The following is a 26,516-nucleotide window of genomic DNA, read 5'->3' as shown; positions in this document are numbered from 1 at the left end:
AGCTGTGCGTCCCGGTGGTGGTTTCCCAGATCGTGGGAAGCTAATATCGAGACGTGAGACAGTCTAGCGGCATCGGCGTGCTCGACAAGGCCGTGGGGGTGTTACGTGCGGCGGCGGACGAGCCGATGGGGCTCTCCGAGCTCTGCGAGGCCACCGGCCTGCCCCGTGCCACCGCGCACCGGCTGGCCGTCGGCCTGGAGGTGCACGGCCTGCTGCAGCGGGGGTCGGACGGGCGCTGGCGCCCCGGCCCCACCCTCGCCGAGCTCGCGGGCGGCCACTCGGACCCGCTGCTCGAGGCCGCGGGCGTGGTGCTGCCGCGGCTGCGCGACATCACCGGGGAAAGTGTGCAGCTCTACCGGCGGGACGGCATGCACCGGGTCTGCATCGCGGCGGCCGAGCCCGCGTCCGGACTGCGGGACACCGTGCCCATCGGCACCCGGCTGCCGATGAACGCCGGCTCCGGGGCGAAGGTGCTCGCCGCCTGGGCCGATCCCGCCACGCAGCGTGCCGTGCTCGCCACCGCGACCTTCACCGAGCGGGTGCTGGTCGACGTCCGGCGCCGGGGCTGGGCGCAGAGCGTCGCCGAGCGGGAGTCCGGGGTGGCCAGTGTCTCGGCGCCGGTACGGGACGCGCAGGGCCAGGTCGTCGCGGCCGTCTCGGTGTCGGGCCCGGTCGACCGGATCGGGCGGCGGCCGGGCGTGCGGTGGGCGGCGGACCTGCTGGCGGCCGCGGAGGCACTGCAGCACCGTCTGTAGCTCCGGTGACACCGCGTGGCGCAGGCGCGGTGCCCGATGCCCGGATCGGGCGGTCCGTGACGCTAACGTGATCCACCACGCTGTCGATGGACAGAGAGGACGGGCGCCCGCTCCCCAGGCACGTCGGCGCGCCGAGGACCGACCGAAGACGGTGACGATGACCTACCTGCTCGGTGTCGACGTGGGCACGACCAGGACCGCCGCGGCGGTCTCGCGTGCCGACCGGCCCGGGTCGCCCGAGATGGTGTCGCTCGGCGACCGCTCCACCGACGTCCCCTCCGTGCTCTTCCTGGGTCCCGACGGGGAGGTGCTCGTCGGCGAGGCCGCCGAGCGCCGGGCGGTGACGAACCCCGACCGTGTGGTGCGCGAGTTCAAGCGGCGCGTGGGCGACCCGACCCCGATCGTGGTCGGCGGCCGCGCCTGGGCCGCCGAAGAGCTCTGCGCCCGGCTCCTGCGCTGGGTGGTCGACAAGGTCGCGATGCAGGAGGGCGGCCCGGCCGACCGCATCGCCGTCACGCACCCGGCCTCGTGGGGCACGCACAAGCGGGACCTCATGGCGGCCGCCGCGCACGCGCAGGGCCTCACCGTGACGTTCCTGGCGGAGCCGCAGGCCGCCGCGCTGCACTACGCGGCCGGCGAACGGGTCCCCACCGGCTCGACGATCGCCGTCTACGACCTCGGGGGCGGCACGTTCGACGCGGCCGTGGTCCGCAAGGACGGCGGGTTCGGCCTGCTCGGGCGGCCCGAGGGCCTGGAGCACCTCGGCGGCGTCGACTTCGACCAGGTCGTGTTCGACCACGTCGCCGAGGGCGCGCCCGAGGCGTTCGACGGCATCGACGAGACCGACCCGGCCGTGCTCGCCGCCGTCGCCCGGCTGCGGCGCGAGTGCACCGAGGCCAAGGAGGCGCTCTCGGCGGACACCGAGGTCACCATTCCGGTGCTGATGCCCGCGCACCGCGGGTCGGTCCGGCTGCACCGCAGCGAGTTCGAGGAGGCCATCCGGCCCTCGATCGGCGAGACGGTCGACGCGCTGCGCCGGGCCGTCGAGTCCGCCGGCACCGAGCCGGAGCGGCTCAGCGCGGTGCTGCTGGTGGGCGGGTCCTCCCGGATCCCGCTCGTCGCGCAGCTGGTGTCCGAGCAGCTCGGGCGGCCGGTCGCGGTCGACACGGACCCGAAGAACGCCATCGCCAAGGGCGCGGTGCTGGCCTTCCTCCCGCAGGCGCTCCTCGGTGCCACGGGCGCACACCCGGCGGTGGGTGGCGCGCTCGCGGCCGGTGGGGCGTACACCGGCGTCCAGGGCGTCGTCGGCGCGGACGGCGGGCCGCCCACCCAGCTCGCGGCGACCGGGGCCTGGGCGCCGCCGGGCGCCACGGAGCAGTGGGCGCCGGGGGCCACCGGGCAGTGGGCACCGGGGGCCACCGAGATGTGGGGCGGGCAGCCCGGACACCCTGGTCAGGGCGGTCCGCTGCCGGGCGGCGGCGCGTACGCCGACCCCACCTACGACCCCTACTCCGGCGACAACTCGGAGGCGGTCACCGAGGCCCTGCCGACCAGCGCCGGCGCCACCCGGCTCGACGGGCCGCCGGCCCGCCCCGCGGTCGGCGGCGGGCTCTTCGACTCCTACGCCGAGTACGACGACACGTCGTCGAGCAAGGCCCGCTCCCCCTTCATCATGATCGGCGCGGGCGGTCTGGTCGCCGCGGTCGCGCTGGTCGCGGGGGTCGCGCTGTGGCCGGACAGCAGCCCCGTGAGCAACGCCAACACCCGGATCGACAGCAGCGCCATCGCCCCGGTCCCCACCCCCGAGCCCGCCTCCCCGGCCCCCACCACCACCCTCCCCCCTCCGCCCGAGGAGCCGGCGCCGGCAGCGGAGCCGGGCAACAACAAGCCTGCGGGCCCGCGACCCCAAGCGCCGGTACAGAACCCGCCGCCGGTCCTGCCTCCGCCTCCCACGCTGCAACCGACAACCGAGGCTCCTCCTCCGCCCACGACGAAACCGTCACCTCCTCCGACCACTACGCCCTCTCCGCCACCGACGACGACGACACAGCCTCCGGCCCCGACTACGACGACGACGCCGCCGTAGTCAGCATTCGGCCGACGTTGACGACCGATACGACATCGGTAGTCGTCGCCCAACGAGCCCGGCGATGGTTTCGGCCTAGAGCTGAGTCTTCGGAGTGGGCACCGGATGAGCGCCTAGCGACCGGCTGACAGCGGCGCTCGCCAGGCGGCCAGCGTCGATGATCGTCGGCTAGGTGCGCTCGCGGCGCCGCGCGTTGCCCTCAGTTCCTGCGCGTGCGCTCGTCGACCGGCCGTCCGCGGTGATCATCCGGCTACGCGCCCTCGCGGCGGCGCAACTCGCCCGCAGGTCCAGCTCCCTACGGCCGTCGGGCCCGTTGTTCGTGTCCACAATCGGCGTCGGGGTGCGCTTGTGGCAGCGCCACTCGCCGTCGACCGGCCGTTCGAGTTGGTAATCACCGGGTGCGCGCGCTCACGGCGGCGCGCACGGCCCCATCCCGGCTCGTGCCGCCGTCGACCGGCCGCCAACGTCGATGATCGGCGGCTGCGTGGACTTGCAGCGCCCCGTACAACCCACACTGCACAACACCGCCGATCACGGTGTGCTCGACGCGCTCCCGACTCGGGCAGGACCTGCGTGACACGGTCCACGGGCCGTCCGAGCGCGCCCGTCGTCGGCACGCCGAGAGGGACGTCACGGCTGTCCGTGAGCCCTCCCGACAGCCCTGAGGTCCCTCTCGACGATGCCGATGGTGAGCGCAGAACTGCGATGAGCACCACCGTTCTTCGACGCCCTCCGGACGACCGTGGTGCTCCTCTCACTGTGCGATGCGTCCGCGTCGAGCCGAGTCGTCACTGCCTTCCCGCGCACCGGAAGAATCGCGCCGGCGCCGTGAGAGCGCGACCGGGAGAATGTTCCGGAAATGCGATGATCCCCACCCCGGAGAACCGGAATGGGGATCATCGAGTAGCCCCGACGGGATTTGAACCCGCGCTACCGCCTTGAGAGGGCGGCGTCCTAGGCCGCTAGACGACGGGGCCCTGGGACAACACCTCGTACTGCTTCCACCTGCGAAGATGCCCATCCCGGCGAACCGGGATGAGGACCTTCGAGTAGCCCCGACGGGATTTGAACCCGCGCTACCGCCTTGAGAGGGCGGCGTCCTAGGCCGCTAGACGACGGGGCCGCGGCTGGCCGTACAACCGATGGAAACGGGTGTGTTTCCGCTGGGGTACCAGGACTCGAACCTAGACTAACTGAACCAGAATCAGTCGTGCTGCCAATTACACCATACCCCAAGGAGACACGCCCACCGGCGGGCTGCCGGAGCAGTTCCGGTGTCCGCGTCCCTTGCAGAGAAGACTCTAGACCACGCCCTCCGAGGCCTGTACGGCACCCCCCAGCCTGCGCATCGAGCGCTCGCGCCCGAGCAGCTCCATGGACTCGTACAGGGGCGGCGACACGGTCCGGCCGCTGATCGCAACGCGCACCGGACCGAAGGCCTTCCGCGGCTTGAGGCCCAGCCCGTCGACCAGCGAGGCCTTGAGCGACTCCTCGATGGCCACGGCCGTCCAGTCCGCGACCTGCTCGAGGCCCTTCACCGCGGCGTCGAGGACCGGGACGGCGTCGGCGCCCAGGGTCTTGGCGGCGGCGTCGGCGTCGAGCTCGAAGTCCTCGTCCGCGACGAACAGGAACTTCAGCATCCGCGCGGCGTCCGAGAGCACCTGGCTGCGCTCCTGGACGAGCGGCGCGGCGGCGGCGAGGACGGCGTCGTCGGCGGAGACGGTGACGCCCTCGCGCGCCAGGTACGGGACCAGGCGTCGGGCGAAGTCGGCCGGCTCCAGCGCCCGCAGGTGCGCGGCGTTGATGGCCTCGGCCTTCTTCAGGTCGAAACGGGCGGTGTTGGACGACACCCGGGAGACGTCGAAGGAGGCGACCATCTCGTCGAGGGAGAAGACGTCCCGGTCCTCGGCGATCGACCAGCCCAGCAGGGCGAGGTAGTTGAGCAGGCCCTCCGGCACGAAACCGCGGTCGCGGTAGTGGAAGAGGTTCGACTCGGGGTCGCGCTTCGACAGCTTGCGGTTGCCCTCGCCGGTCACCAGCGGCAGGTGTGCGTAGACGAACGGGCCGTTGCCAATCCCGACGCGCTGCAGCGCCTCGAGCAGCGCGATCTGCCGGGGGGTGGAGGAGAGGAGGTCCTCGCCGCGCAGGACGTGCGTGATGTCCATGAGCGCGTCGTCGAGCGGGTTGGTGAGCGGGTAGAGCGGGGTGCCGTCGCCGCGGGCGAGCACGAAGTCCGGCACCTGGCCCCGTTTGAACGTGATCTCGCCGCGGATCATGTCCGTGAAGGTGATGTCGCGGTCCGGCATCCGCAGCCGGAAGACCGGCTTGCGGCCCTCGGCGCGGAAGGCCTGCTTCTGCTCCTCGGTGAGGTCGCGGTCGGCGTTGTCGTAGCCGAGCTTGGGGTCGCGTCCGGCCGCCCGGTGCCGCGCCTCGATCTCCTCGGCACTGGAGTACGACTCGTAGACCTCGCCGGCCCGGACGAGCCGGCCGAGGGCGTCCCGGTAGAGGTCGCGCCGCTCGCTCTGCCGGTACGGGCCGTGCGGGCCGCCCTTCTCCGGACCCTCGTCCCAGTCGAGGCCGAGCCAGCGCAGCGCGTCGAGGATCGCCTCGTAGGACTCGATGCTGTCGCGTTGCGCGTCCGTGTCCTCGATCCGGAACACGAAGGTGCCCTGGTGGTGCCGCGCGTGCGCCCAGTTGAACAGGGCGGTGCGGACGAGCCCCACGTGCGGGGTCCCGGTGGGCGACGGGCAGAAGCGGACGCGAACTGTACTCATGGTGGGGCCAGCGTATCCCTGGCGCCGCAGCCCGATCGCGCGTACATTTCAACGCATGATGAATAACGACCGCACCACCGCCTGCGTCGTCGGTGGCGGCCCCGCGGGGATGGTCCTCGGGCTGTTGCTGGCCCGGGCGGGCGTCGAGGTCACCGTGCTGGAGAAGCACGCCGACTTCCTGCGGGACTTCCGCGGCGACACCGTTCATCCCTCGACCCTCGAGCTGCTCGACGAGCTGGGCCTCGGCGCGCGGTTCGACGCGATGCCGCACCGCCGGATCGACAGCGTCCGGGCGATGCTGGACGGCGGCACCGTGAAGATCGGGGACTTCTCGCTGCTCCACCATCCGCGGCCCTACATCGCGCTCGCGCCGCAGTGGGACTTCCTCGACCTCCTCGCAGCGGCCGCCGAGGAGGAGCCGACCTTCACCCTGGTGCGCAACGCCGAGGTCACCGGCCTGCTCACCGAGGGCGACCGGGTCACCGGCGTGCGCTGGAGGGACCGGGTGAGCGGCGAGGAGCACTCGCTGCACGCCACGCTCACCGTCGGCGCCGACGGCCGGCGCTCGACCGTCCGGGCGGCCTCCGGGTTGCGGAGCCGGGCGTTCGGCGTCCCGCTCGACGTCGAGTGGTTCCGGCTGCCCCGCCTCGAGGGTGACCCCGAGGGCGGCGTCGGGCGGTTCACCCGGGGGCACTTCGCGGTCATGATCGACCACGGCGACTACTGGCAGTGCGGCTACCTGATCCGCAAGGGCGGGGACGCCGAGCTGCGCGCGAAGGGCATCGACACGCTGCGGACGCGGATGTCGCGGCTCATCCCGTGGACCACCGACCGGGTGGGGGCGCTGCGGAGCTGGGAGGACGTCTCGCTCCTCGACGTCCGGCTCGACCGGCTCCGCCGCTGGTCGAAGCCGGGCCTGCTGCTGATCGGGGACGCCGCGCACGCGATGTCGCCCGTCGGCGGGGTCGGGATCAACCTCGCGGTGGCCGACGCCGTCGCCGCGGCCCGCATCCTCGGCCCGGGCCTGCGCTCGGGGCCGGTGTCCCCACTGCGGCTGGCGGCGGTGCAGGCGCGGCGGTGGCTGCCGGCGGCGGTGATCCAGGCCGTCCAGCGCGGGGCGCACCGGGTGATCCTGGGCGCGGCGCTCGACTTCGACCCCGACGCCCCGGTGGCGCCGGCCACCGAGCTGCCGCCGACGGTCCGGTTCGTGAAGCGGCACCCGAAGCTGCAGATCGTGCCCGCGCGGCTGTTCGGGCTGGGACTGCTGCCCGAGCACGCCCCGGGCTGGGCCCGGCGGCCGCAGGCCCCGGTGAAGGAGCCGGCGCCCGTGTGAGCGGCGGTCGGATCCGCGGACGCGGTGACGGTCGGCGGGTCGGGAGGGCTGCCCTGCCCCGCGGACCGGCCGTCCCGTAGCAAGATCACCGACCGTGGACGGCAAGGGTCGAAATCCGACCCGCGCCGTCCACAACAGGTGATCATGGACGGCGGAGCCGGGCTCGTTGGACAGCCCTGTGCGTCCACGTTCGGTGATCACGCCACGGCGCGACCCGCGGCGACGGGATCAGGCCGGCACGGACTCAGACCGCCACCGGGGTGCGGGTGCGGAGGGCGGCGAAGGCCAGCGCGTCGACCAGCGCCAACCAGCTGGCCTCGACGACGTTGGTGTGGACCCCGACCGTCGTCCACTCCCCGTGGTGGTCGCTCGTCCCCACCAGCACCCGCGTGACCGCGTGCGTGCCCGCCGAGCCGCCGGGCGTCAGGATGCGCACCTTGTAGTCGGACAGCTCCACGTCGGCGAGCCACGGGCAGGAGGGCTCCAGCGCGGCGCGCAGGGCAGCGTCGAGGGCGTGGACCGGGCCGTTGCCCTCCCGCGTGGCGATCCGCCGCTCGCCGTCGACCAGCAGCTTCACCGTGGCCTCGGCGACCGCGTCGGCGCCCGCGCGCTTCTCGATGATCACGCGGTAGGACTCGAGGGCGAACGGCACCGGCGACTCCTCCCCCAGCGCCCCGCGCATCAGCAGCTCGAGGGAGGCGTCGGCGGCCTCGAAGGACCAGCCCTGCGCCTCCCGCTCCTTCACCGTCCCGACGACCGCCGACACGGCCTCCGGGCTGGCGGCCATGTCCAGGCCCAGCTCCGCGCCCTTGAGCTCGACCGACGCTCGCCCGGCCATCTCGGTGACCAGGACCCGTTGGGTGTTGCCGACCTCGGCCGGGTCCATGTGGTTGTACAGCTCCGGGTCGACCTTGATCGCGCTCGCGTGCAGCCCCGCCTTGTGCGCGAACGCCGACGCCCCGACGTAGGGCTGGTGCGTGTCCGGGGCGAGGTTGGCGATCTCGGCGAGGGCGTGCGAGGTCCGGGTCAGGTCGACGAGGCCGGCCGCCGGCAGGACCGGCATGTCCAGCTTCGTCGCCAGGTTCCCGACGACGGCGAACAGGTCGGCGTTGCCCGTCCGCTCGCCGTAGCCGTTGGCCGTGCACTGCACGTGCGTCGCCCCGGCCTGGACCGCGGCGACGGAGTTGGCGACCGCGCAGCCGGTGTCGTCCTGGCAGTGGATGCCCAGCCGGAAGCCGGTCCGTTCGGCGACCTCGCGCACCACCTCGGCGAGCCCGAGCGGGAGCATCCCGCCGTTGGTGTCGCACAGCACCGCGACGTCGGCGCCCGCGGTCATGGCCGCGTCGAGCACCCGCAGCGAGGTGTCCGGGTCGAAGCGGTAGCCGTCGAAGAAGTGCTCGGCGTCGACGAACACCCGCCGGCCCTCGCGGCGCAGGAAGGACACGGTGTCGGCCACCATCGCGCAGTTCTCGGCGACGTCCGTGCGCAGCGCCCGCTCGACGTGCCGGCGGTCCGACTTCGCCACCAGCGTCACGACGGGCGCCCGGGAATCCAGCAGTGCGCGGACCTGCGGGTCCGCCTCGGCCCGGACCCCGGCCTTCCGCGTGGAGCCGAACGCGACGAGCACGGCGTGCCGCAGCGGGAGCTCGCCGGCCGCGGCCCGGGCGAAGAACTCGGTGTCCTTGGGCAGCGCCCCGGGCCACCCGCCCTCGACGAACCCGACGCCGAGCGCGTCGAGGTGCCGGGCGACGGCGAGCTTGTCGGCGACCGAGTACGAGATGCCCTCGCGCTGGGCCCCGTCCCGCAGCGTGGTGTCGTAGACGTGGAAGGCGTCGCCGAGGGGCGTGCCGGCGGGCGTGGTGCGGGACATCCGGGTTCTCCGTGTGGTGGTGGTCGGGCAACAAAAAAGACCCCCCGCGGATGCGAGAGGTCTGCGCGTCGGCTCCGATGAGCTGCGACGCGCTAGCAGATAATGATCACGCTGGTGAGGCGCACGCAGGCAGTCTGCCCGGCGCGTCCCGCGATGTCACACAGGCTTCCCACATCGTGGGAGACCCTGTTGTCCTGATGCAGTCGCCTCGAAGATGGGGGACGACGTCGCGGACGCCGGAGTCCGCGACCCGTACTCCCCGGAGGACCGTTCGTGTCGATCTCCCTGACCGTCCTGTACAACCCGCCCGCGGACGCGGCCGCGTTCGACAAGCACTACGACGAGGTGCACGCCCCGCTGGCGGCGAAGCTGCCGAACCTGGAGTCGTTCACGATCGTCCGGCCGGGCCCCGGCCCCGACGGCTCGGCCCCGCAGTACCACCTCATCGCGACCCTCACCTTCGCCTCGGCCGAGGTCATGCAGGAGGCGATGGGGACCCCGGAGGGCAAGGCCGCCAACGAGGACCTGGCGAACTTCGCGCAGGCCGGCGCCACGATGCTGATCGGTGAGCTCCAGCGGGTCGTCTGACCCGGACGCACCCGGAACGGACGACGGCCCGGCACCCCGCGTGGGGTGCCGGGCCGTGTTTCGTGTCGAGGGGGCTCAGGCCTCGGTGGAGGCCGGCTCCGCGGTGCGGCTGGACACGAGCGCGGCGAGCCGGTCGCCGATCGCCTGGGTGTGCCCGGTCGCGCTGTGGTCGCGGGTCGCCAGGTCGAACGCGACCGCGGCCTCGACGCGGCGCGCGGCGTCCTGCTGGCCGACGTGGTCGAGCAGCAGCGCCACCGACAGGACCGCGGCGGTCGGGTCGGCGATGCCCTGGCCGGCGATGTCCGGCGCCGAGCCGTGCACCGGCTCGAACATGCTCGGGTTGCGGCCGCTGGCATCGAGGTTGCCGCTGGCCGCGAGGCCGATGCCACCGGTCACGGCGGCCGCGAGGTCGGTGAGGATGTCGCCGAACAGGTTGTCGGTGACGATCACGTCGAACCGGCTCGGGTCGGTGACCAGGTGGATCGTGGTGGCGTCGACGTGCTGGTAGGCGACCGAGACCTCCGGGTGCTCCAGGGACACCTCCTCCACGATCCGCGACCACAGCGCGCCGGCGAAGGTCAGCACGTTCGTCTTGTGCACCAGGGTCAGGTGCTTGCGCGGGCGGCGCTCGGCGCGGGCGAACGCGTCCCGCACCACGCGCTCGACGCCGAACGCGGTGTTGGTGCTGACCTCGGTCGCGACCTCGTGCGGGGTGTCCTTGCGGAGCAGGCCGCCGGTGCCGACGTACGGGCCCTCGGTGCCCTCGCGAACCACGACCATGTCGATCTCGGGGTTGCCGGCGAGCGGGCCGCGGACCCCCGGGTAGAGCCGCGCCGGGCGCAGGTTGACGTGGTGGTCGAGCTCGAAGCGCAGGCGCAGCAGCAGTCCGCGCTCGAGGATGCCGCTCGGCACCGACGGGTCGCCGACCGCGCCGAGGAGGATCGCGTCGTGCTGCTGCAGCTCGGTGAGGACGGACTCCGGCAGCAGCTCGCCGGTGGAGTGCCAGCGGGCCGCGCCGAGGTCGTAGGTCGTGGTCTGGACGTCCGGGGAGACCTCGTGCAAGACCTTCAGGGCCTCGTCGATGACCTCCGGCCCGATGCCGTCGCCGGGAATGACCGCAAGGCGCATGCTGCGAAATGTCCTCTCTCGATACGCCCCACCACGGCGTGCGATCGGGCGGCTTCCGAACGCTACCCGCTGGAGCGGCGGCGACCGGCCGCCGTCCACTCCATCGGGGTCCCCCGGGCTGGTGAAGTCGTGCCAGCCGGCAGCCCGATCCGGCCCGACACACCCCCGAGCGGGTCAGATTGTGCGCCCCGGGCCGGGACCGGCCGACGGCGGGGTCCCGACCCGGACGCCCGCCGTCACCCGGACGGAGCAGCGGCGGGGGCGAGCGGTGCGGTGACGAGATCACCGGCCGGGGCGGCCGCGGGAGCCGCGGGCCCGTCGAGCGTCGCGGCGTGCGCCCCGGCCGGGTTCTGCGGCAGCACGACGAGCAGCGGGCCGGCCGGGGCGGGCAGGCGCGTGCCCGCGTCGGCGGGGCGCAGCAACGGCTCGGCGCTCGCCGGCTCGGCGAGCGGGTCCCAGGCCTCCGGGACGTCGACGGCGTCGACCGGCGCCGTGGGCTCGGCACCCGGGTTCGCCGTGTCCGTCGGGCCGTAGTCGCCCTCGACCACGACCTGCATGCGCAGCGGCGCGGACGCGGCGGCCGGGTCGACACCGAGCGCGGACAGGTGGACCGGCAGCACCCAGGTGTCGGTGTCGAAGACGTTCGTGTCGGTGTCGCCCTCGAACCCGTTCACCGGCAGCGCGTCGACCTCGGCGTACCCGTCCGGGGTCCGGGTCCGCAGGTCCAGGACCTGCGCGAGCAGCACGTCCGTCCCCGGCCGCTTGACCAGGCCGACCGCGCGGTCCACGGACCCGTCGCCGTCGACGTCGAACCCGACGGTCGGGACGGTGGTCGCGCCGACGTCCGGCAGGGTGCCCCACATCGACACCGCGATCCCGATCGTGTCGCCGGAGCGGGCCGCCCCGACCCACCGGACGTCCCCGCCCTGGCCGGTGTCGTTGGCGACGCAGCCGACGGACAGCCCGGACCGGCAGCGCGGCAGCCGGGGACTCGTCGCGAGCAGCCGGAACACCCCGGCCCGCGAGCGGTAGGCCTGCGACCCGCTCCCCTGGTCCACGGCCGCGCCGGTGAGCACGACCTCGCCGCCCGCCCGCGTCGCGGCCAGGCTCGCGACGGGCTTGGGCGCGGAGGTCACCGGTACCCGCACCTCGCGCCCGCCCGCGGTGAGCACGATGCGGCCCGACGCGTCGGCGACGAACTGGCGGGGGCGGCCGGCCTGGGTGGCGGCCATGGTCGGGTCGAGGGTCTTCCGCAGCGCGTCGGCCTGCGCGGTGAGCCGCACGGTGACCGTCCCGGGCCCGTCGATCCGCGCGGGGCTGACGGCGATCGTCACGCCCGGCATCGCGGTGACGGGCTCGTACCGCAGCGTCGCGGCCCCACTGACCCGCAGCGTCCTCGTCACGGTGACCGTCCGGCCCGCCGGGACCTCGACCACGCCGAAGGCCACGCCGACCGCGCCGGGCTCCTCGGCGTCGGCGGCGAGGACGGGCGGGTCCTGCGCCGCGCGGGCGTCCACCCGGCCCCCTCCGACCCGCATCGGGGCCATCGGGTCCCCGGCCGGGCTGCGGACGTCGGCGGCCGTCGTCACGATCGCGACCTTGACCTCCTCCGGCGACCACTCCGGATGCGCCTCGCGCACGAGCGCGGCGACGCCGGCGACGAACGGGCTGGCCATCGAGGTACCGGTCTTGCTCGCCCGGCCGGCCCCGCTGCCGACCGCCGCGGAGACGATCGACTCCCCCGGCGCCGCGACGTCCGGCTTCACGCCCGGGCCGCGCCCGCCCCGCGAGGAGCTCACGCTGATCGTGTCGGCGATGCCGGGGACCTGCACGGACGCGCTCTGGGCGAGCCGGCCGTCGAGGTGGACGCGCAGGGTGCCCGCCTGCAGGGCCGGGCGGAGCGCGGCGGTCGAGGGCCCGTCGAGCTGGAACATCGGCACGGTGGCGTTGCCCGCGATCCCGACCCCGCCCGGCTCGGGCGCCGTCGAGGTCAGCAGCACCCCGGCCGCGCCGGCGGCCCGTGCGTTGTCGGCGCGCACCGCGGAGCCGCACGTGCGGGCGTCGTCGCCCTCCGGCCACTCCAGCCAGACGATCTTGCCGGCGACCCCGGAGAAGGGTTCGCAGCCCTCGGCGTTCGCAGCCGGGAGGGCGACGACCTCCCCGGTGACGTCCGGCGTGCCGGAGAAGTCGACGCTGTACTGGCCGGTGACCCGGCGCGGTTCGGGTGCCAGGACCTCGGCGCCGTCGAGCAGCACGCCGGCGTCGCGGACGTTGGCCACGGCGATGGCGGCGGGCGTGGTCGCCGGGGCCCCCGCCGCGTCCGTGACATCGCCCGCGTTGCCCGCCGCGGCCACCACGGTCACCCCGTTGTCGATCAGCTGCTGCACGAAGTCGTTGACCGGGTCGTCGGCCGGGGCGAAGTCCGAGCCGAGCGAGAGGTTGACGACGTCGAGGCGGTCGGCGAAGTCGCCGTCGCCGTCCGGGTCGAGGGCCCGGTCGAGGGCCAGCGGGGTGAGCGCGGTGGAGCCCGAGCAGCCGAACACGCGGATCGCGTACAGCTCGGCCAGCGGCGCGGCGCCGGGGCCGATCCGCATCGCGTCCAGTGCGTTCGGGGTGAGGCCGGCGTAGTCGCCGCGGAAGGTGGTGCCGTCGGCGTTCACGCCGAACCCGGCGGCGGTCCCGGCGACGTGGGTGCCGTGGCCCTCGCAGTCGAGCGGGTCGTCGTCCGGCTTCGGCACGGTCCGGGCGGGGTCGCCGGCCGAGGAGTCGTAGTCGTCGCCCGCGAGGTCGATCCCGCCGACGACCTTGTCGGTCGGGAAGGTGCCGCGACCGGCGCGGGCCGCGTCGTAGGCCGCGACGGTGCCGGGGCCGCCGAAGTCCGCGTGGGTGTAGTCGACGCCGGTGTCGACGATCCCGATACGGACACCGTGGCCGAGGCGGCCGGTGTCCTGCCAGGTCTGCAGGGTGCGGCCGAGCTGGTCGGCGGAGGCGTTGCTGGGCCGGGCGTCGGTGATCCGGCGGACCGAGCGCACGCCGGGGCGGCTCGCGAGCCGGGCGGCGGTGGCGGCGTCGGCCCGGACCGCGACGCCGGGGACGGCGTTGGTGGTGCGGTAGAGCTCGCGCTCGCCCTCGGTGCCGCCCAGACCGCCCAGCACGTCCGCGATCTTCGAGTCGATGCGGGCGCGGGTCTCGGTGGCGACCTGCGCGGCGACGTCGCGGCCCCGCGGCAGGGCCGAGGTGTAGTCGGCGACGGCGGAGGTGTCGTCGAACTCGACGAAGACGTTCTGCAGGGTCGGCGCGGGCCGTGCCGCGGCGGGCCCGGCGGTGAGGAGGAGCAGCGAGGCGGTCAACCCCGCGACGCCCAGACAGGTCACCCTCCGCCACCGCGCGCCGTGCACCGACCACTCCTTCCGCCGACCGGCGGACGCGGTGCGGCGGGGAGGAACCTAGATCGGCCGACGCTGGGTGATCGGCGATCCGCGGAGCGCCCACCGCATCGGGTGAGGAGTTCCTACCCGGGCGGGTGTGATCATGAACGGCCCGCTTGACGGCCCCGGAACGCACGAACGGCACCTCCGCTCACCAGCCGTGAGCGGAAGTGCCGTTCCTTCAGGACCGGCTCAGTCGTCGAAGCTGATCAGGCGCGTGGTGCGGGCACCGACCGAGGCGCCGATCGGCTCGAGCACACCCGGGTCGACCGCGCGGTCGACGCGGAGCAGCATGATCGCGTCCGCTCCGTCCGTGGTCTGGCTGATCTGCGCGGCCTCGATGTTCACCGCGGCCTCGCCGAGCAGCGAGCCGACGCGGCCCATCACGCCCGGGCGGTCGGCGTACTCGAGGAGCAGGACCTCGCCCTCCGCGCGCAGGTCGAAGTGCCGGCCGTTGACCTCGACCAGCTTCTCGACCTGGGCGCGGCCGGTGAGCGTGCCGGAGACGGTGATGGCCTCGCCGTCGGGCATCGCGGCGCGCAGCTGCACGACCGAGCGGTGGTTCTCGCTCTCCGGGGCGGTGGTCAGCTCGACCGACACGCCCCGGTCCGCGGCCAGTGCCGGGACGTTCACGAACGTGACCTGGTCCTCGACGACGTGCGTGAACACGCCGCGCAGCGCGGCCAGCGACAGCACCGAGACGTCCTCGGAGGCGAGCTCGCCCGCGACGTCGACCGTGACCGAGGTGGGCACCCGCCCGGCGACGGCGTAGAGCACCGTGCCCAGCTTCTGCACCAGCGGCAGCCAGGGCCGGACCTCCTCGCCGACCGCCCCACTGACCTGCACGTTCACCGCGTCGGGCACGAACTCGCCGGCCAGGGCGAGCTGGACCGACTTGGCGACGTCCGTGCCCGCGCGGTCCTGCGCCTCGGCCGTCGACGCCCCGAGGTGCGGGGTGACCGTGACGTTCTCCAGCTCGAACAGCGGGCTGGAGGTGGTGGGCTCGGAGACGTAGACGTCGATCCCCGCGCCGCCGACGTGCCCGGAGCGGACCGCCTCGGCCAGCGCGTCCTCGTCGATCAGGCCGCCGCGTGCGGCGTTGACGATGATGACGCCCGGCTTGGTCAGCGCGAGCTGGTCCTTGCCGATCAGGCCCAGCGTCTCCGGGGTCTTCGGCAGGTGGATCGTGATGAAGTCCGACACCCGCAGCACGTCCTCGAGCGACAGCAGCTCGATGCCCAGCTGGGCCGCGCGGGCCGGGGCGACGTAGGGGTCGTAGGCCACGAGCCGGACGTCGAACGCCGCGAGGCGCTGCGCCACGAGCTGGCCGATCTTGCCGAGGCCGACCACGCCGACCGTCTTGCCCTGCAGCTCGACGCCGCCGAACTGGCTGCGCTTCCACTGGCCCTGGCGCAGGCTCGCGTCGGCCGCCGGGATGTGCCGGGCGGTGGCGAGCAGCAGCGCGATGGCGTGCTCGGCGGCGGAGACGATGTTGGAGGTCGGCGCGTTGACGACCATGACCCCGCGGGCCGTGGCGGCGGGGACGTCGACGTTGTCCAGGCCGACCCCGGCGCGCGCGACGACCTTCAGCCGGGTCGACGCGGCCAGCGCCTCCGCGTCCACCTTGGTGGCGGAGCGGACGAGCAGGGCGTCGGCGTCGGCGAGGGCCTCGAGCAGCGCGGGACGGTCCGTGCCGTCGACGTGCCGGATATCGACGTCCGGTCCCAGCATCTCCACCGCGGAGGGCGCGAGCTTCTCCGCGAGCAGGACGACGGGACGGGTGGCGGCTGCGGTACTCACGGCGACGCGATGCTCCACGGATCAAGGGCGGACGGGACTCGGACCGCCGTCGATTCTAGGTGGACGGTCCGACAGGACGACCCCCGGCGTGGTCCCGCTGATACCACCGCCGGGTCGCACGGAGGTGAAGTGTGCCGAACCGGAGGGCACCCCGCCAAGGCTCAGCCGGCGTTCTGCACCTTGTCCGCGAGCAGTTCCCAGCTGCGCCACCAGCTCTCGCGGTCGGCGACGGAGTTGGCCACGATCAGCTCGTCGGCGTCCGCGGTGGAGGCGAACTCCTCGAGGTAGCGGGCGACCACGTCCGGCGTGCCGACGGCGGTGTAGCGGGTCATCGTGCGGATCTGCTCGCCCGCGTGGGTGTCGAGCACGGCCTCGGCCTCCTCGTCCGTGAGCGAGCGGCCGCCCCGGCTGTAGAACAGCCGCACCCGCTGGCGCTGCACGGCGCGGCGCAGGGTCTCGGCCTCCTCCTGCGAGTCCGCGGCGATCACGTTGACGCCCGCCATCACGTGCGGCTCGGCGAGCTGCGCCGACGGGCGGAACTCCCGGCGGTACAGGGCGACGGCCTGCTGCAGGGCCTCGGGGGCGAAGTGCGAGGCGAACACGTACGGCAGGCCGAGCAGCGCGGCGACCTGCGCGCCGTAGAGCGACGAGCCGAGGATCGACAGCGGGACGCCGGTGCCGCGGCCCGGGTAGGCGTCGACGTTGGGCACCAGGCTGGTGTCGCCGAGGAAGGCCTGCAGCTCCTGGACGTCCTGCGGGAAGCGCTCCGACGCCGTGGGGTCGCGGCGCAGGGCGCGGAAGGTCTCCTGGTCGGTACCGGGGGCGCGACCGAGGCCCAGCTCGATGCGGCCGGGGTGGAGCTCGGCGAGGGTGCCGAACTGCTCGGCGACCTGCAGCGGCGAGTGGTTGGGCAGCATCACGCCGCCGGCGCCGAGGGTGATCCGCTCGGTGTGCGCGGCGACGTGCGCGATGAGCACGCTGGTCGCCGACGAGGCGATCGAGCGCATGTTGTGGTGCTCGGCGTACCAGATGCGCCGGAAGCCCCACTGCTCCGCGCGCTGCGCCAGCGCGACGCTCGCCTCCAGGCCCTCACGGACGCTCTCGCCCTCGGAGACGGTGGCGAGGTCGAGGATCGACAGCGGAAGGGGCAGGGACACGGCGGGCACCTCTCGTCCGGCGGGCACAGACTCAGGCTCCAACGCCGCCGGGGCCCGTCCTCTTCCGCGAGCGACCGCCGACACACGGCGGCGGCGCCCCCGCTCACGCAGGGACGCCGCCGGAACCGCAGGTCAGGTGGGGGGTCGTGAGCGGCAGGTGCCCCCTCCAGGGGCAGTTGCCGCTCACGGCGTCACTTGGCCTTCTCGCCCACCCAGCTCATCAGGCCGCGGAGCTTCTCCCCGACCTGCTCGATCGGGTGCTCGGCACCCTCCTTCTGCAGGCGGGAGAAGTTCGGACGGCCGTTCTCGTCCTCGGCCACCCACTCGCGGGCGAAGGTGCCGTCCTGGATCTCGCCCAGGATCTTCTTCATCTCCGCCTTGGTCGCCGCGTTGACCACGCGCGGGCCGCGGGTGAGGTCGCCGTACTCGGCGGTGTCGGAGATGGAGAAGCGCTCGTTGGCGATGCCGCCCTCGTACATGAGGTCGACGATCAGCTTGAGCTCGTGCAGGCACTCGAAGTACGCGATCTCCGGGGCGTAGCCCGCCTCGGTGAGCACCTCGAACCCGGTCTGCACCAGCGCGGCCGCGCCACCGCAGAGCACCGCCTGCTCGCCGAACAGGTCGGTCTCGGTCTCCTCCTTGAAGGTGGTCTCGATGACGCCCGCGCGGGCGCCGCCGATCCCGGCCGCGTAGGAGAGGGCGATCGCCTTGGCGTTCCCGGAGGCGTCCTGCTCGACGGCGATGAGCGCGGGCACGCCCTTGCCGTCGACGTACTGGCGACGGACGAGGTGGCCCGGGCCCTTCGGGGCGATCATGACGACGTCGACGTCCGCCGGGGCCTTGATCAGGTCGTAGCGGATGTTGAAGCCGTGGCCGAAGGCCAGCACGTCGCCGCTCTTCAGGTTCGGCGCGATGTCGTCGGCGTAGATGAAGCGCTGCTTGGTGTCGGGCGCCAGGATCATGATCAGGTCGGCCCACGCGGACGCCTCGGCCGGGGTGAGCACCTCCAGACCCTCGTCCTGCGCCTTCTGCCGGCTCTTCGAGCCCTCCGGGAGGCCGATCTTCACCTCGACGCCGGAGTCACGCAGCGACAGCGCGTGCGCGTGGCCCTGGGAGCCGTAACCGATCACGGCGACCTTGCGGCCCTGGATGATCGACAGGTCGGCGTCGTCGTCGTAGTAGATGTTGACACTCATGACGGGTGGGAAGTCCTCTCGAAGCGGGTCTGGCAAGTATCAGTACCGATGGTCGGACCCTGACAAGCAGGTCCTCAGCGGGCCGACGTGGCGGTGATGGACCGGGGTCCGCGGCCGACGGCCACCATCCCGGACTGCACCATCTCGCGGATCCCGTAGGGCTCCAGCATCCGGAGCAGCGCGTTCAGCTTGTCCATCGTGCCGGTGGCCTCGACGGTCAGGGCCTCGGGGGCCACGTCGACCACCTTCGCCCGGAACAGCTGCACGGTCTCCAGGACCTGGCTGCGCACGCTCGCGTCGGCGCGCACCTTGACGAGCAGGAGCTCGCGCTGCACCGAGGCGGTGGGCTCCAGCTCGACGATCTTGATCACGTTGATCAGCTTGTTCAGCTGCTTGGTGACCTGCTCGAGGGGGAAGTCCTCGACGGAGACGACGATCGTCATCCGCGAGATCCCCGGCGTCTCGGTCTGCCCCACCGCGAGCGAGATGATGTTGAAGCCGCGGCGCGAGAACAGGCCCGACACCCGGGCCAGGACACCGGGCTTGTCCTCGACGAGGACCGACAGCGTGTGGGTCTCAGTCATCGGACGCCCCGTCCTCCAGAGCCCGCTCGGTGACCTCGCTGACCTCGTCGACGCCGGCGGACAGCTCGTCGCCCTCGAACAGCGGGCGGATGTTGCGGGCCGCCATGACCTCGTCGTTGCCGGTGCCGGCCGCGACCATGGGCCAGACCTGCGCGTCCGCGCCGACCGTGAAGTCGATGACGACGGGCTGGTCGTTGATCTCCATGGCCTGCCGGATGACCCGGTCGACGTCGTCCTTCGACTCCGCGCGCAGCCCGACGCAGCCCATGGCCTCGGCGAGGAGCGTGAAGTCCGGGATGCGGTGCTTGTGCGTGCCGAGGTCGGTGTTGGAGTAGCGCTCCGAGTAGAAGAGCGTCTGCCACTGCCGGACCATGCCCAGGTTGCCGTTGTTGATCACGGCCACCTTGATCGGGATGCCCTCGATGGCGCAGGTGGCGAGCTCCTGGTTGGTCATCTGGAAGCAGCCGTCGCCGTCGATGGCCCACACGACCTTGTCCGGCGCGCCGGTCTTGGCGCCCATGGCCGCGGGGACCGCGTAGCCCATGGTCCCGAGGCCGCCGGAGTTGAGCCAGGTCCGCGGGTTCTCGTACTTGACGAACTGCGCCGCCCACATCTGGTGCTGGCCGACGCCGGCCGCGTAGAGCGCCTCCGGGCCGGCGATGGCGCCGATCCGCTCGATGACGTACTGCGGCGACAGCGAGCCGTCGTCCGGCCAGTCGTAGCCCAGCGGGAAGGTGCCGCGCCAGTGGTCGAGCTGCCGCCACCAGGCCGAGAGGTCGGCGACGGTGCTCTCGCGCTCGGCGCGCACCGCCTCGATCAGCTCGGTGAGGATCTCCTTGCAGTCTCCGACGATCGGGACGTCCGCCCGCCGGTTCTTGCTGATCTCCGCCGGGTCGATGTCGGCGTGGACGATCTTCGCGTCGGGCGCGAAGGTCGACAGCTGACCGGTGACCCGGTCGTCGAACCGCGCGCCGAGCGCGACCAGCAGGTCGGCCTTCTGCATCGCGCCGACGGCCGCGACGGTGCCGTGCATGCCGGGCATGCCGACGTGCTGCGGGTGGCTGTCCGGGAACGCCCCGCGCGCCATCAGGGTGGTGACGACCGGGATGTTCGTGAGCTCGGCGAGCTCGAGCAGCTCGGCCGAGGCCTCGGCCTTGATCACGCCGCCACCGACGTAGAGCACCGGCTTGCGCGCGCCCGCGATCAACCGGGCCGCCTCGCGGATCTGCTTGCCGTGCGGGCGCGTGGTCGGGCGGTAGCCCGGCAGCTTGAGCTCCGGCGGCCAGGAGAACGTCGTCCGGGCCTGCAGCGCGTCCTTGGAGATGTCCACCAGCACCGGGCCGGGTCGGCCCGTGGCGGCCAGGTGGAACGCCTCGGCGATCGCCCGCGGGATCTCCGCGGCGTCGGTCACCAGCATGTTGTGCTTGGTCACCGGCATGGTGATGCCGGTGATGTCGGCCTCCTGGAACGCGTCGGTGCCGATCAGCGGCCGGGCCACCTGGCCCGTGATCGCCACGACCGGGACCGAGTCCATGTGCGCGTCGGCGAGCGGGGTGATGAGGTTGGTCGCGCCCGGACCCGAGGTCGCCATGCAGACGCCGACCTTCCCGGTGGCCTGTGCGTACCCGGTGGCGGCGTGCCCCGCGCCCTGCTCGTGCCGGACGAGGACGTGCCGCACGCTCGTCGAGTCCAGCAGCGGGTCGTAGGCCGGCAGGATCGCCCCGCCGGGGATGCCGAAGACGGTGTCGCACCCGATCGACTCGAGCGACCGCACGAGGGACTGGGCCCCGGTCACCTGCTCCGGGCCGGATCGCGGCCCGGGCACGACGTCGGGACGCTGGCCGGGGGCGCCGTTCTGGCGGCCCGCGGGCACTCCTGCGCGTCCCGGCGGCGGTGCCGGTCTGGGTCCCGGGGTGCCGGGACGGGGCGTGGCGGTGGTCATCTGCGCTGCCTCGCTGCTGTCGATGCCGATGATCGGTGCTGGTGGTGGTGCGCCCTGGACATGAAAAAACCCCCGCCGCCTGGGCCAGGCGTGACGAGGGTGGCGCGTCGTGGTCCGAGTACTCGGGAGCTACTCAGGCGTGGACGCGCCTGGGAAGTACGAGAATTCGGAGGGCGGACATGGCGACGACGTTAACACGCGTGCGGCGGCGGGCGTCAACCGGCTGGGACGGGTGGTCCCGGATCGTGGGAGCGCCTGCGGTCCGGGTACGGCGCGGGAACCGTCGGTGGAGGTGCGACCATGGGAGACGTGAGCGCAGAGCACACCAGCAGGCCGGGTCTCGCGGAGGGGCACGTCGCCTCGGCCGACAAGCTGCCCCCGCGGACCCTGCCGACGCGGCTGTCCTTCCGCCGCTCGCCGCTGGCCCTGGCCGCCGCCGCGTTCTTCCTCGTCACGGCGATCCCGTTCGCGTTCGGGGCGCCGTGGCTGTGGCTGGTCTACCTGCTGCCGGTGGCGTTCTCCTACTGGATCCTGCGCGTGCGGACCGTCGTCGACGCGGAGTCGGTCACCGTTCGTCGTCCGTTCTCCTCGCGGCGCGTACCGTGGGCGGAGATCAGCTCGCTGCGACTGGGCAAGAAATCCCGGGTCAGCGCGGTGCTGACGGACGGGACCGAGCTACCGCTGCCGACCGTCCACGTCCGCGACCTCCCCGCACTGGCCGCCGTCTCCGGCGGCAGGCTGCCCGATCCGGCACAGGCGGAGGCTCCGAGCCGGAGCCCCCGTCGGCCCCCGAAAGGACCTGACCCGATGCCGGCCCTCCGTTCGAGAGTCACCACGCACGGCCGCAACGCCGCCGGTGCCCGCTCCCTGTGGCGCGCCACCGGCATGGGCGACGCGGACTTCGGCAAGCCGATCGTCGCGATCGCCAACTCCTACACCCAGTTCGTGCCCGGGCACGTGCACCTCAAGGACCTCGGCGACCTCGTCGCCTCGGCGGTCCGCGAGGCCGGGGGCGTGCCGCGCGAGTTCAACACCATCGCGGTCGACGACGGCATCGCCATGGGACACGGCGGCATGCTCTACTCGCTGCCCTCCCGCGAGATCATCTCCGACGCCGTCGAGTACATGGTCAACGGCCACGCCGCCGACGCGCTCGTCTGCATCTCGAACTGCGACAAGATCACCCCGGGCATGCTCAACGCCGCCATGCGGCTCAACATCCCCACGGTGTTCGTGTCCGGCGGGCCGATGGAGGCCGGCAAGGCCGTCGTCGTCGACGGGGTGGCGCACGCCCCCACCGACCTGATCACCGCGATCTCCGCCTCGGCGTCCTCGGCCGTGGACGAGGACGGGCTGTCGATCGTCGAGCGCTCGGCCTGCCCGACCTGCGGTTCCTGCTCCGGCATGTTCACCGCGAACTCCATGAACTGCCTCACCGAGGCCCTCGGCCTGTCGCTGCCCGGCAACGGCTCCACCCTGGCCACCCACGCCGCGCGCCGCGAGCTGTTCCTCGAGGCCGGCCGCACGGTGATGGCGCTGGCGAAGCGCTGGTACGAGCAGGACGACGAGTCCGCGCTCCCGCGCAACATCGCCACCCGCGAGGCGTTCGAGAACGCCATGGCGCTCGACGTCGCGATGGGCGGGTCGACCAACACGGTGCTGCACATCCTGGCCGCGGCGCAGGAGGGCGAGATCGACTTCTCGCTGGCCGACATCGACGCGATCTCGCGGCGGGTGCCCTGCCTGGCCAAGGTCTCGCCGAACTCGGACTACCACATGGAGGACGTGCACCGGGCCGGTGGCATCCCCGCCATCCTCGGCGAGCTGTGGCGGGCCGGGCTGCTCAACGAGGGCGTCCACTCCGTGCACTCCCCCTCGCTGGCGCAGTGGCTGTCCGAGTGGGACATCCGGGCCGCCTCGCCGTCGGCGAAGGCGGTCGAGCTCTACCACGCCGCGCCCGGCGGGGTCCGGACGACCGAGGCGTTCTCCACGGAGAACCGCTGGTCGTCGCTCGACACCGACGCCGCCGGCGGCTGCATCCGCGACCGCGAGCACGCCTACACCGCCGACGGCGGGCTCGCCGTGCTGCGCGGCAACCTCGCGGAGAACGGCGCGGTGATCAAGACCGCCGGGATCCCGGAGGACATCTGGCGGTTCGAGGGCCCGGCGCGGGTCGTCGAGAGCCAGGAGGAGGCCGTGTCGGTCATCCTCACCAAGCAGATCCAGCCCGGCGACGTCCTGGTGGTCCGCTACGAGGGGCCCGCCGGCGGGCCGGGCATGCAGGAGATGCTGCACCCGACCGCGTTCCTCAAGGGCGCGGGCCTGGGCGCGAAGTGCGCGCTGGTCACGGACGGCCGGTTCTCCGGCGGTTCGAGCGGCATCTCGGTCGGGCACGTCGCCCCCGAGGCCGCGGCCGGCGGCGCGATCGGGCTGGTCGAGGACGGGGACCGGATCCTCATCGACGTCCGCGAGCGCACCCTGCAGGTCCTCGTCGACGACGAGGTGCTCGCCGAGCGCCGCGCCAAGACGGAGGCCTCCGAGCGGCCGTGGACCCCGAAGGACCGCGACCGCCCGGTGAGCAAGGCCCTGCGCGCCTACGCCGCCATGGCCACCAGCGCCGACACCGGCGCCGTCCGCCACGTGCCGTAACAGCTCGCAGTATGGTTCCATGACGCGCATTCCGGCCCGTTTCGAGCGCGTTATGGAACCATAGTGCGGAAATCGGGCCGGCTGCGCGCGTTATGGTTCCATAATGCGGGCGTAGGTTGAGGGCATGACCCTTCCCACCCGCACGCTCGGTGCGCTGACCGTCTCCGCCCAGGGCCTCGGTTGCATGGGCATGAGCCAGAGCTACGGCACCGGCGACGAGACCGAGTCGGTCGCGACCATCCACCGCGCGCTCGACCTGGGCGTCACGCTGCTCGACACCGCGAACGTCTACGGCGCCGGGGCCAACGAGGAGCTCGTCGGCCGGGCGATCCGGGACCGGCGGGAGGAGGTCGTGCTCGCCACCAAGTTCGGGATCGTCCGGGACGCCGAGGGCCACCAGGCCGCGCGCGGCGACGCCGCCTACGTGAAGCAGTGCTGCGACGAGTCCCTCGCCCGGCTCGGCGTGGACCACATCGACCTCTACTACCAGCACCGGGTCGACCCGGACACCCCGATCGAGGAGACCTGGGGCGCGCTCGCCGAGCTCGTCGAGGCCGGCAAGATCCGGTACGCCGGCCTCTCCGAGGCGGGCGCGGCCACCATCCGGCGTGCGCACGCCGTGCACCCGGTCACCGCGCTGCAGAGCGAGTGGTCGCTGTGGACCCGCGACATCGAGGCGGAGATCGCGCCGACGTGCGCGGAGCTGGGCATCGGGATCGTGCCGTTCTCCCCGCTCGGCCGCGGCTTCCTGACGGGCTCGATCACCTCGGCGTCGCAGCTCGGCGAGAAGGACATGCGGGCCGGGCTGCCCCGCTTCAGCGAGGAGAACCTCTCCGCCAACCTCGCGATCGTCGACACCGTGAAGGCGTTGGCGGAGAAGCGCGGCGTGACCGCCGGGCAGCTGGCGCTGGCCTGGGTGCAGGCCAAGGGCGAGCACGTCGTGCCGATCCCCGGCACCAAGCGGCGCACCTACCTGGAGCAGAACGTCGGGGCGGCGACCCTGGAGCTCACGCCCGAGGAGATCAGCGAGCTCGACGCCGTCGGCGAAGGTGTGGCCGGCGCCCGCTACCCGGAGCACCTGCAGCGCACCGTCGGCCGCTGATCCGCACGAACGGCGATTTCGCTCATTCCTGGTGAGCGAAAGCGCCGTTGGCGCGCTCGGGAACCGGGTTGCACGTGCGGCACCTTCGCTCGTTCCTCGTGAGCGGGAGTGCCGTTCGCTCAGACCTGGTGAGCGGGAGTGCCGTTCGTGCATGCGTTGAGGGCGGGGCCGAGGCGGTCCAGGGCCTGCGCGGCGGTGTCGATCATCTCGGTGACGCGGGCCGCGCCGAGGTGGTCGGCGGCGAAGCCCAGGTACTGCACGTGCACGTGGGCCCGCGCCCACTCCCGCTCGACGGCGGCGAGCGGGCCGGGCAGGGCGGGGGCCTCGACGCGGTAGGCGGACTCGTCGACCTCGCCCTGCGCGCGCAGCACCGCGAGGTCCAGGCCCGCCGGCGCCATCCGGGCGTTGCCCCAGTCGATCAGCGAGCGGCCCAGGACGTTGCCGCGGTGCGGGTCGCCGTGGCAGAGCGTGCGGGGCAGCAGGGCGAGCGCGGCGCGGATCCGCGGGTCGCCGGCCCACTGCGCCACCAGGCCGGCGGCGCGGGAGTACGCGGGCTCGCCGGTGCGGGCCGCGCCGCCCCGCAGCGCCACGAGGGTCCGCTCGCACAGGGCGGCCCACCACGCGGCGTCGACGACCGGGACGCCGCGGGCCCGCTTGCGGAACCAGTGCCGGTGCACGCGCGCGAGGGTCCGCCAGACGTCGTCCGGCACGGGATCGCCCTCCCGCGCCGGCTCGCCCTCGACCCAGCTCAGCACGAGCGGATCGGGGTGCAGCATCCGCGGCGCCCGGACACCCTCGACCACGGCGACCGCCCGCATCGCGGCGACCTCCACCGGCGCCGTGGGCTTGACCACGACCGGGAGCACCCGGTCGTCCAGCCGCAGGTCGACGCGCTCGACCCCGGCCGCCACGTACCCGCCGCTCAGCGGCCGGCGGGAGACGATCTCCACGGGACCGCCGAGCCGCCGGGCGACGGCGTCCGGCCAGTTCGTCACCGCAGGCCGAAGAGCACGGCCACGGCGACCGCGACCCCGAGGACCAGGAACAGCACCGTCCAGGGCACCGGCCGGCGCTGCCAGGTCCGGCCGCTGTCCAGCGAGATCCGCCCGGCCCCGACGAACAGCAGCGCGGCGACCCCGGCGCCGAGCGCGACGTCGAGCTCGAGGGCGTTCGGCGAGACGGCGACGAAGAACGGGCTGCCCCACTTCACCACGACCGCGCAGATCTTGACGGCGAGCAGCCCCGCCGCCGCGAGCGGGGTGAACAGCCCGACGACCAGCATCGCGCCGAGGATCAGCTCGCCGAAGCCGAGCGCCCAGGCCAGCGTCGAGGCCTGCCGGAAGCCGAGATCGGTCAGGATGGTGGTGGTCTCGCCGATCCCCCGGCCGCCCCACATCCCGAAGACCTTCTGCAGGCCGTGGGCCACGAAGATCCCGCCGACGCCGAGGCGCAGCAGCAGCATGCCGACGTCGGCACCCCCGCTCCACGCCACCGGTCGGCGGTCGGTGTCCTCGGCCGGGGGCCGGGTCCCGCCGAGCGTGCCGATGTCGAACTGCCGGGTGGGATCGGTCATGGCGCCGAGACTATCCGTGCCCGACCCGCCCGGGGGCTCCCCGACCAGCGTGTTCACCAGGTTTCGCCCCGGGGGGTCGGGGCATGCGACGACCATGGCCGACACCCTGGACGGACCCGAGCTGCACCCCGACACCGTCAAGCTGGCCGAGGGGGCGAACTTCGCCGCGGTCGCGACCGTCTTCCCCAGCGGGCGGATCCAGAACCACATGATCTGGTGCGGGATCAAGGACGGGAGGCTGGTGCTCAACACCGAGACGCACCGGGCGAAGGCGCGCAACGTCGGGCGGGACGCGCGGATCACGGTCCTGATCCGCGACGAGGACAACCCGTACCGCTACGCCGAGGTCCGCGGGCGCGTCACCGACACGACGACCGGCGACGAGGCCCGCACCCACATCGACGAGCTCTCGCGGAAGTACAACGGCGAGGACTACCCGCCGGACATGATCAAGTCCGAGCGGGTGATCCTCTGGATCACGCCGGAGCGGCAGACGCTGATCGACCAGCGCAACGACGTCGGCACCGAGGACTGAGCCCCTCGGCTCCGGG

Annotated in this window: 18 protein-coding genes, 3 tRNA genes and 1 pseudogene; 8 read left to right on the top strand and 14 right to left on the bottom strand. The window is 73.4% G+C overall.

Features of this window, described 5'->3' with window-relative positions; translation table 11 throughout:
* Positions 1–53 precede the first annotated feature (53 nt).
* Entirely contained in the window at positions 54–755 is a 702-nt protein-coding gene (locus tag ACFQH9_RS05325) for an IclR family transcriptional regulator (RefSeq protein WP_379564750.1), read from the top strand.
* Positions 756–912: 157 nt separating this feature from the next.
* Positions 913–2,841, top strand: a complete 1,929-nt coding sequence (locus tag ACFQH9_RS05320; RefSeq protein ID WP_379564773.1) for an Hsp70 family protein — start codon at positions 913–915, stop codon at positions 2,839–2,841.
* Between the two features lie 904 nt (positions 2,842–3,745).
* On the opposite strand, the gene ACFQH9_RS05315 is transcribed toward ACFQH9_RS05320, so the two are convergent.
* From ACFQH9_RS05315 to gltX, 4 genes are all read right to left on the bottom strand, one after another.
* A tRNA-Glu gene (locus ACFQH9_RS05315) sits at positions 3,746–3,818 on the bottom strand.
* Positions 3,819–3,891: 73 nt separating this feature from the next.
* Positions 3,892–3,964 (bottom strand) — tRNA-Glu (locus tag ACFQH9_RS05310).
* A gap of 40 nt (positions 3,965–4,004) precedes the next feature.
* Positions 4,005–4,076: transfer RNA gene (locus tag ACFQH9_RS05305), tRNA-Gln, on the bottom strand.
* Between the two features lie 66 nt (positions 4,077–4,142).
* Positions 4,143–5,615, bottom strand: a complete 1,473-nt coding sequence (gene gltX, locus ACFQH9_RS05300) for a glutamate--tRNA ligase (protein ID WP_379564749.1) — start codon at positions 5,613–5,615, stop codon at positions 4,143–4,145.
* Positions 5,616–5,670: 55 nt separating this feature from the next.
* Between gltX and ACFQH9_RS05295 the strand changes: the two genes are divergently transcribed.
* Positions 5,671–6,948 carry an FAD-dependent oxidoreductase gene (locus ACFQH9_RS05295; RefSeq protein WP_379564748.1) on the top strand — a complete coding sequence of 426 codons (1,278 nt, stop codon included), beginning with the start codon at positions 5,671–5,673 and terminating at the stop codon, positions 6,946–6,948.
* Positions 6,949–7,192: 244 nt separating this feature from the next.
* Here ACFQH9_RS05295 and cimA read toward each other — a convergent pair whose 3' ends face one another.
* Positions 7,193–8,818 (bottom strand): citramalate synthase, encoded by a 1,626-nt coding sequence (gene cimA / locus ACFQH9_RS05290; protein ID WP_379564747.1) that lies wholly within the window; start codon positions 8,816–8,818, stop codon positions 7,193–7,195.
* A 273-nt stretch (positions 8,819–9,091) separates the two neighbouring features.
* Here cimA and ACFQH9_RS05285 point away from each other — a divergent pair, with 273 nt between their 5' ends.
* Positions 9,092–9,406: an EthD family reductase gene (locus tag ACFQH9_RS05285; protein WP_379564746.1), complete on the top strand. Its 315-nt coding sequence runs from the start codon at positions 9,092–9,094 to the stop codon at positions 9,404–9,406.
* 75 nt (positions 9,407–9,481) lie between these two features.
* Here the strand turns inward: ACFQH9_RS05285 and ACFQH9_RS05280 are convergent, their stop codons facing one another.
* From ACFQH9_RS05280 to ACFQH9_RS05250, 7 genes are all read right to left on the bottom strand, one after another.
* Positions 9,482–10,534: a 3-isopropylmalate dehydrogenase gene (locus ACFQH9_RS05280; RefSeq protein WP_379564745.1), complete on the bottom strand. Its 1,053-nt coding sequence runs from the start codon at positions 10,532–10,534 to the stop codon at positions 9,482–9,484.
* Between the two features lie 236 nt (positions 10,535–10,770).
* Entirely contained in the window at positions 10,771–13,932 is a 3,162-nt protein-coding gene (locus tag ACFQH9_RS05275; RefSeq protein WP_379564744.1) for a S8 family peptidase, read from the bottom strand.
* Positions 13,933–14,154: 222 nt separating this feature from the next.
* The gene (gene serA / locus ACFQH9_RS05270; protein WP_379564743.1) at positions 14,155–15,762 is read right to left on the bottom strand and encodes a phosphoglycerate dehydrogenase; all 1,608 of its coding nucleotides are present in this window, start codon (positions 15,760–15,762) and stop codon (positions 14,155–14,157) included.
* A gap of 161 nt (positions 15,763–15,923) precedes the next feature.
* Complete coding sequence (locus ACFQH9_RS05265; protein ID WP_379564742.1) at positions 15,924–16,919, bottom strand: LLM class flavin-dependent oxidoreductase; 996 nt, start codon at positions 16,917–16,919, stop codon at positions 15,924–15,926.
* Between the two features lie 191 nt (positions 16,920–17,110).
* A complete protein-coding gene (gene ilvC, locus ACFQH9_RS05260) occupies positions 17,111–18,115 on the bottom strand; it encodes a ketol-acid reductoisomerase (RefSeq protein WP_379564741.1) in 1,005 nt (334 codons plus the stop codon).
* 74 nt (positions 18,116–18,189) lie between these two features.
* The gene (gene ilvN / locus ACFQH9_RS05255; RefSeq protein WP_037044872.1) at positions 18,190–18,699 is read right to left on the bottom strand and encodes an acetolactate synthase small subunit; all 510 of its coding nucleotides are present in this window, start codon (positions 18,697–18,699) and stop codon (positions 18,190–18,192) included.
* The gene (locus ACFQH9_RS05250; protein ID WP_379564740.1) at positions 18,692–20,641 is read right to left on the bottom strand and encodes an acetolactate synthase large subunit; all 1,950 of its coding nucleotides are present in this window, start codon (positions 20,639–20,641) and stop codon (positions 18,692–18,694) included. Before ACFQH9_RS05250 ends, ilvN begins: the two co-directional genes overlap by 8 nt.
* A 300-nt stretch (positions 20,642–20,941) precedes the next feature.
* Here ACFQH9_RS05250 and ACFQH9_RS05245 point away from each other — a divergent pair.
* The 3 genes and pseudogenes from ACFQH9_RS05245 to ACFQH9_RS05235 all read left to right on the top strand — a co-directional run.
* Positions 20,942–21,376 (top strand): annotated as a pseudogene (locus ACFQH9_RS05245) (PH domain-containing protein); the annotation flags it as partial.
* 72 nt (positions 21,377–21,448) lie between these two features.
* Positions 21,449–23,290, top strand: a complete 1,842-nt coding sequence (ilvD, locus tag ACFQH9_RS05240; protein WP_379564772.1) for a dihydroxy-acid dehydratase — start codon at positions 21,449–21,451, stop codon at positions 23,288–23,290.
* A gap of 124 nt (positions 23,291–23,414) precedes the next feature.
* On the top strand, positions 23,415–24,392 hold the full coding sequence (locus ACFQH9_RS05235; protein ID WP_379564739.1) for an aldo/keto reductase: 978 nt from the start codon (positions 23,415–23,417) through the stop codon (positions 24,390–24,392).
* A gap of 119 nt (positions 24,393–24,511) precedes the next feature.
* Here the strand turns inward: ACFQH9_RS05235 and ACFQH9_RS05230 are convergent, their stop codons facing one another.
* Both ACFQH9_RS05230 and ACFQH9_RS05225 read right to left on the bottom strand, forming a co-directional pair.
* Entirely contained in the window at positions 24,512–25,387 is an 876-nt protein-coding gene (locus ACFQH9_RS05230; RefSeq protein ID WP_379564738.1) for a phosphotransferase, read from the bottom strand.
* Entirely contained in the window at positions 25,384–25,965 is a 582-nt protein-coding gene (locus ACFQH9_RS05225) for a DoxX family protein (protein WP_379564737.1), read from the bottom strand. Before ACFQH9_RS05225 ends, ACFQH9_RS05230 begins: the two co-directional genes overlap by 4 nt.
* Positions 25,966–26,059: 94 nt before the next feature.
* Between ACFQH9_RS05225 and ACFQH9_RS05220 the strand changes: the two genes are divergently transcribed.
* Positions 26,060–26,500, top strand: a complete 441-nt coding sequence (locus tag ACFQH9_RS05220; RefSeq protein WP_379564736.1) for a PPOX class F420-dependent oxidoreductase — start codon at positions 26,060–26,062, stop codon at positions 26,498–26,500.
* Positions 26,501–26,516: the final 16 nt, after the last annotated feature.

The sequence above is a fragment of the Pseudonocardia lutea genome (genome assembly GCF_042658055.1).
Lineage (GTDB): Bacteria > Actinomycetota > Actinomycetes > Mycobacteriales > Pseudonocardiaceae > Pseudonocardia > Pseudonocardia lutea.
This window is presented reverse-complemented; position numbering and strand designations above follow the sequence as displayed.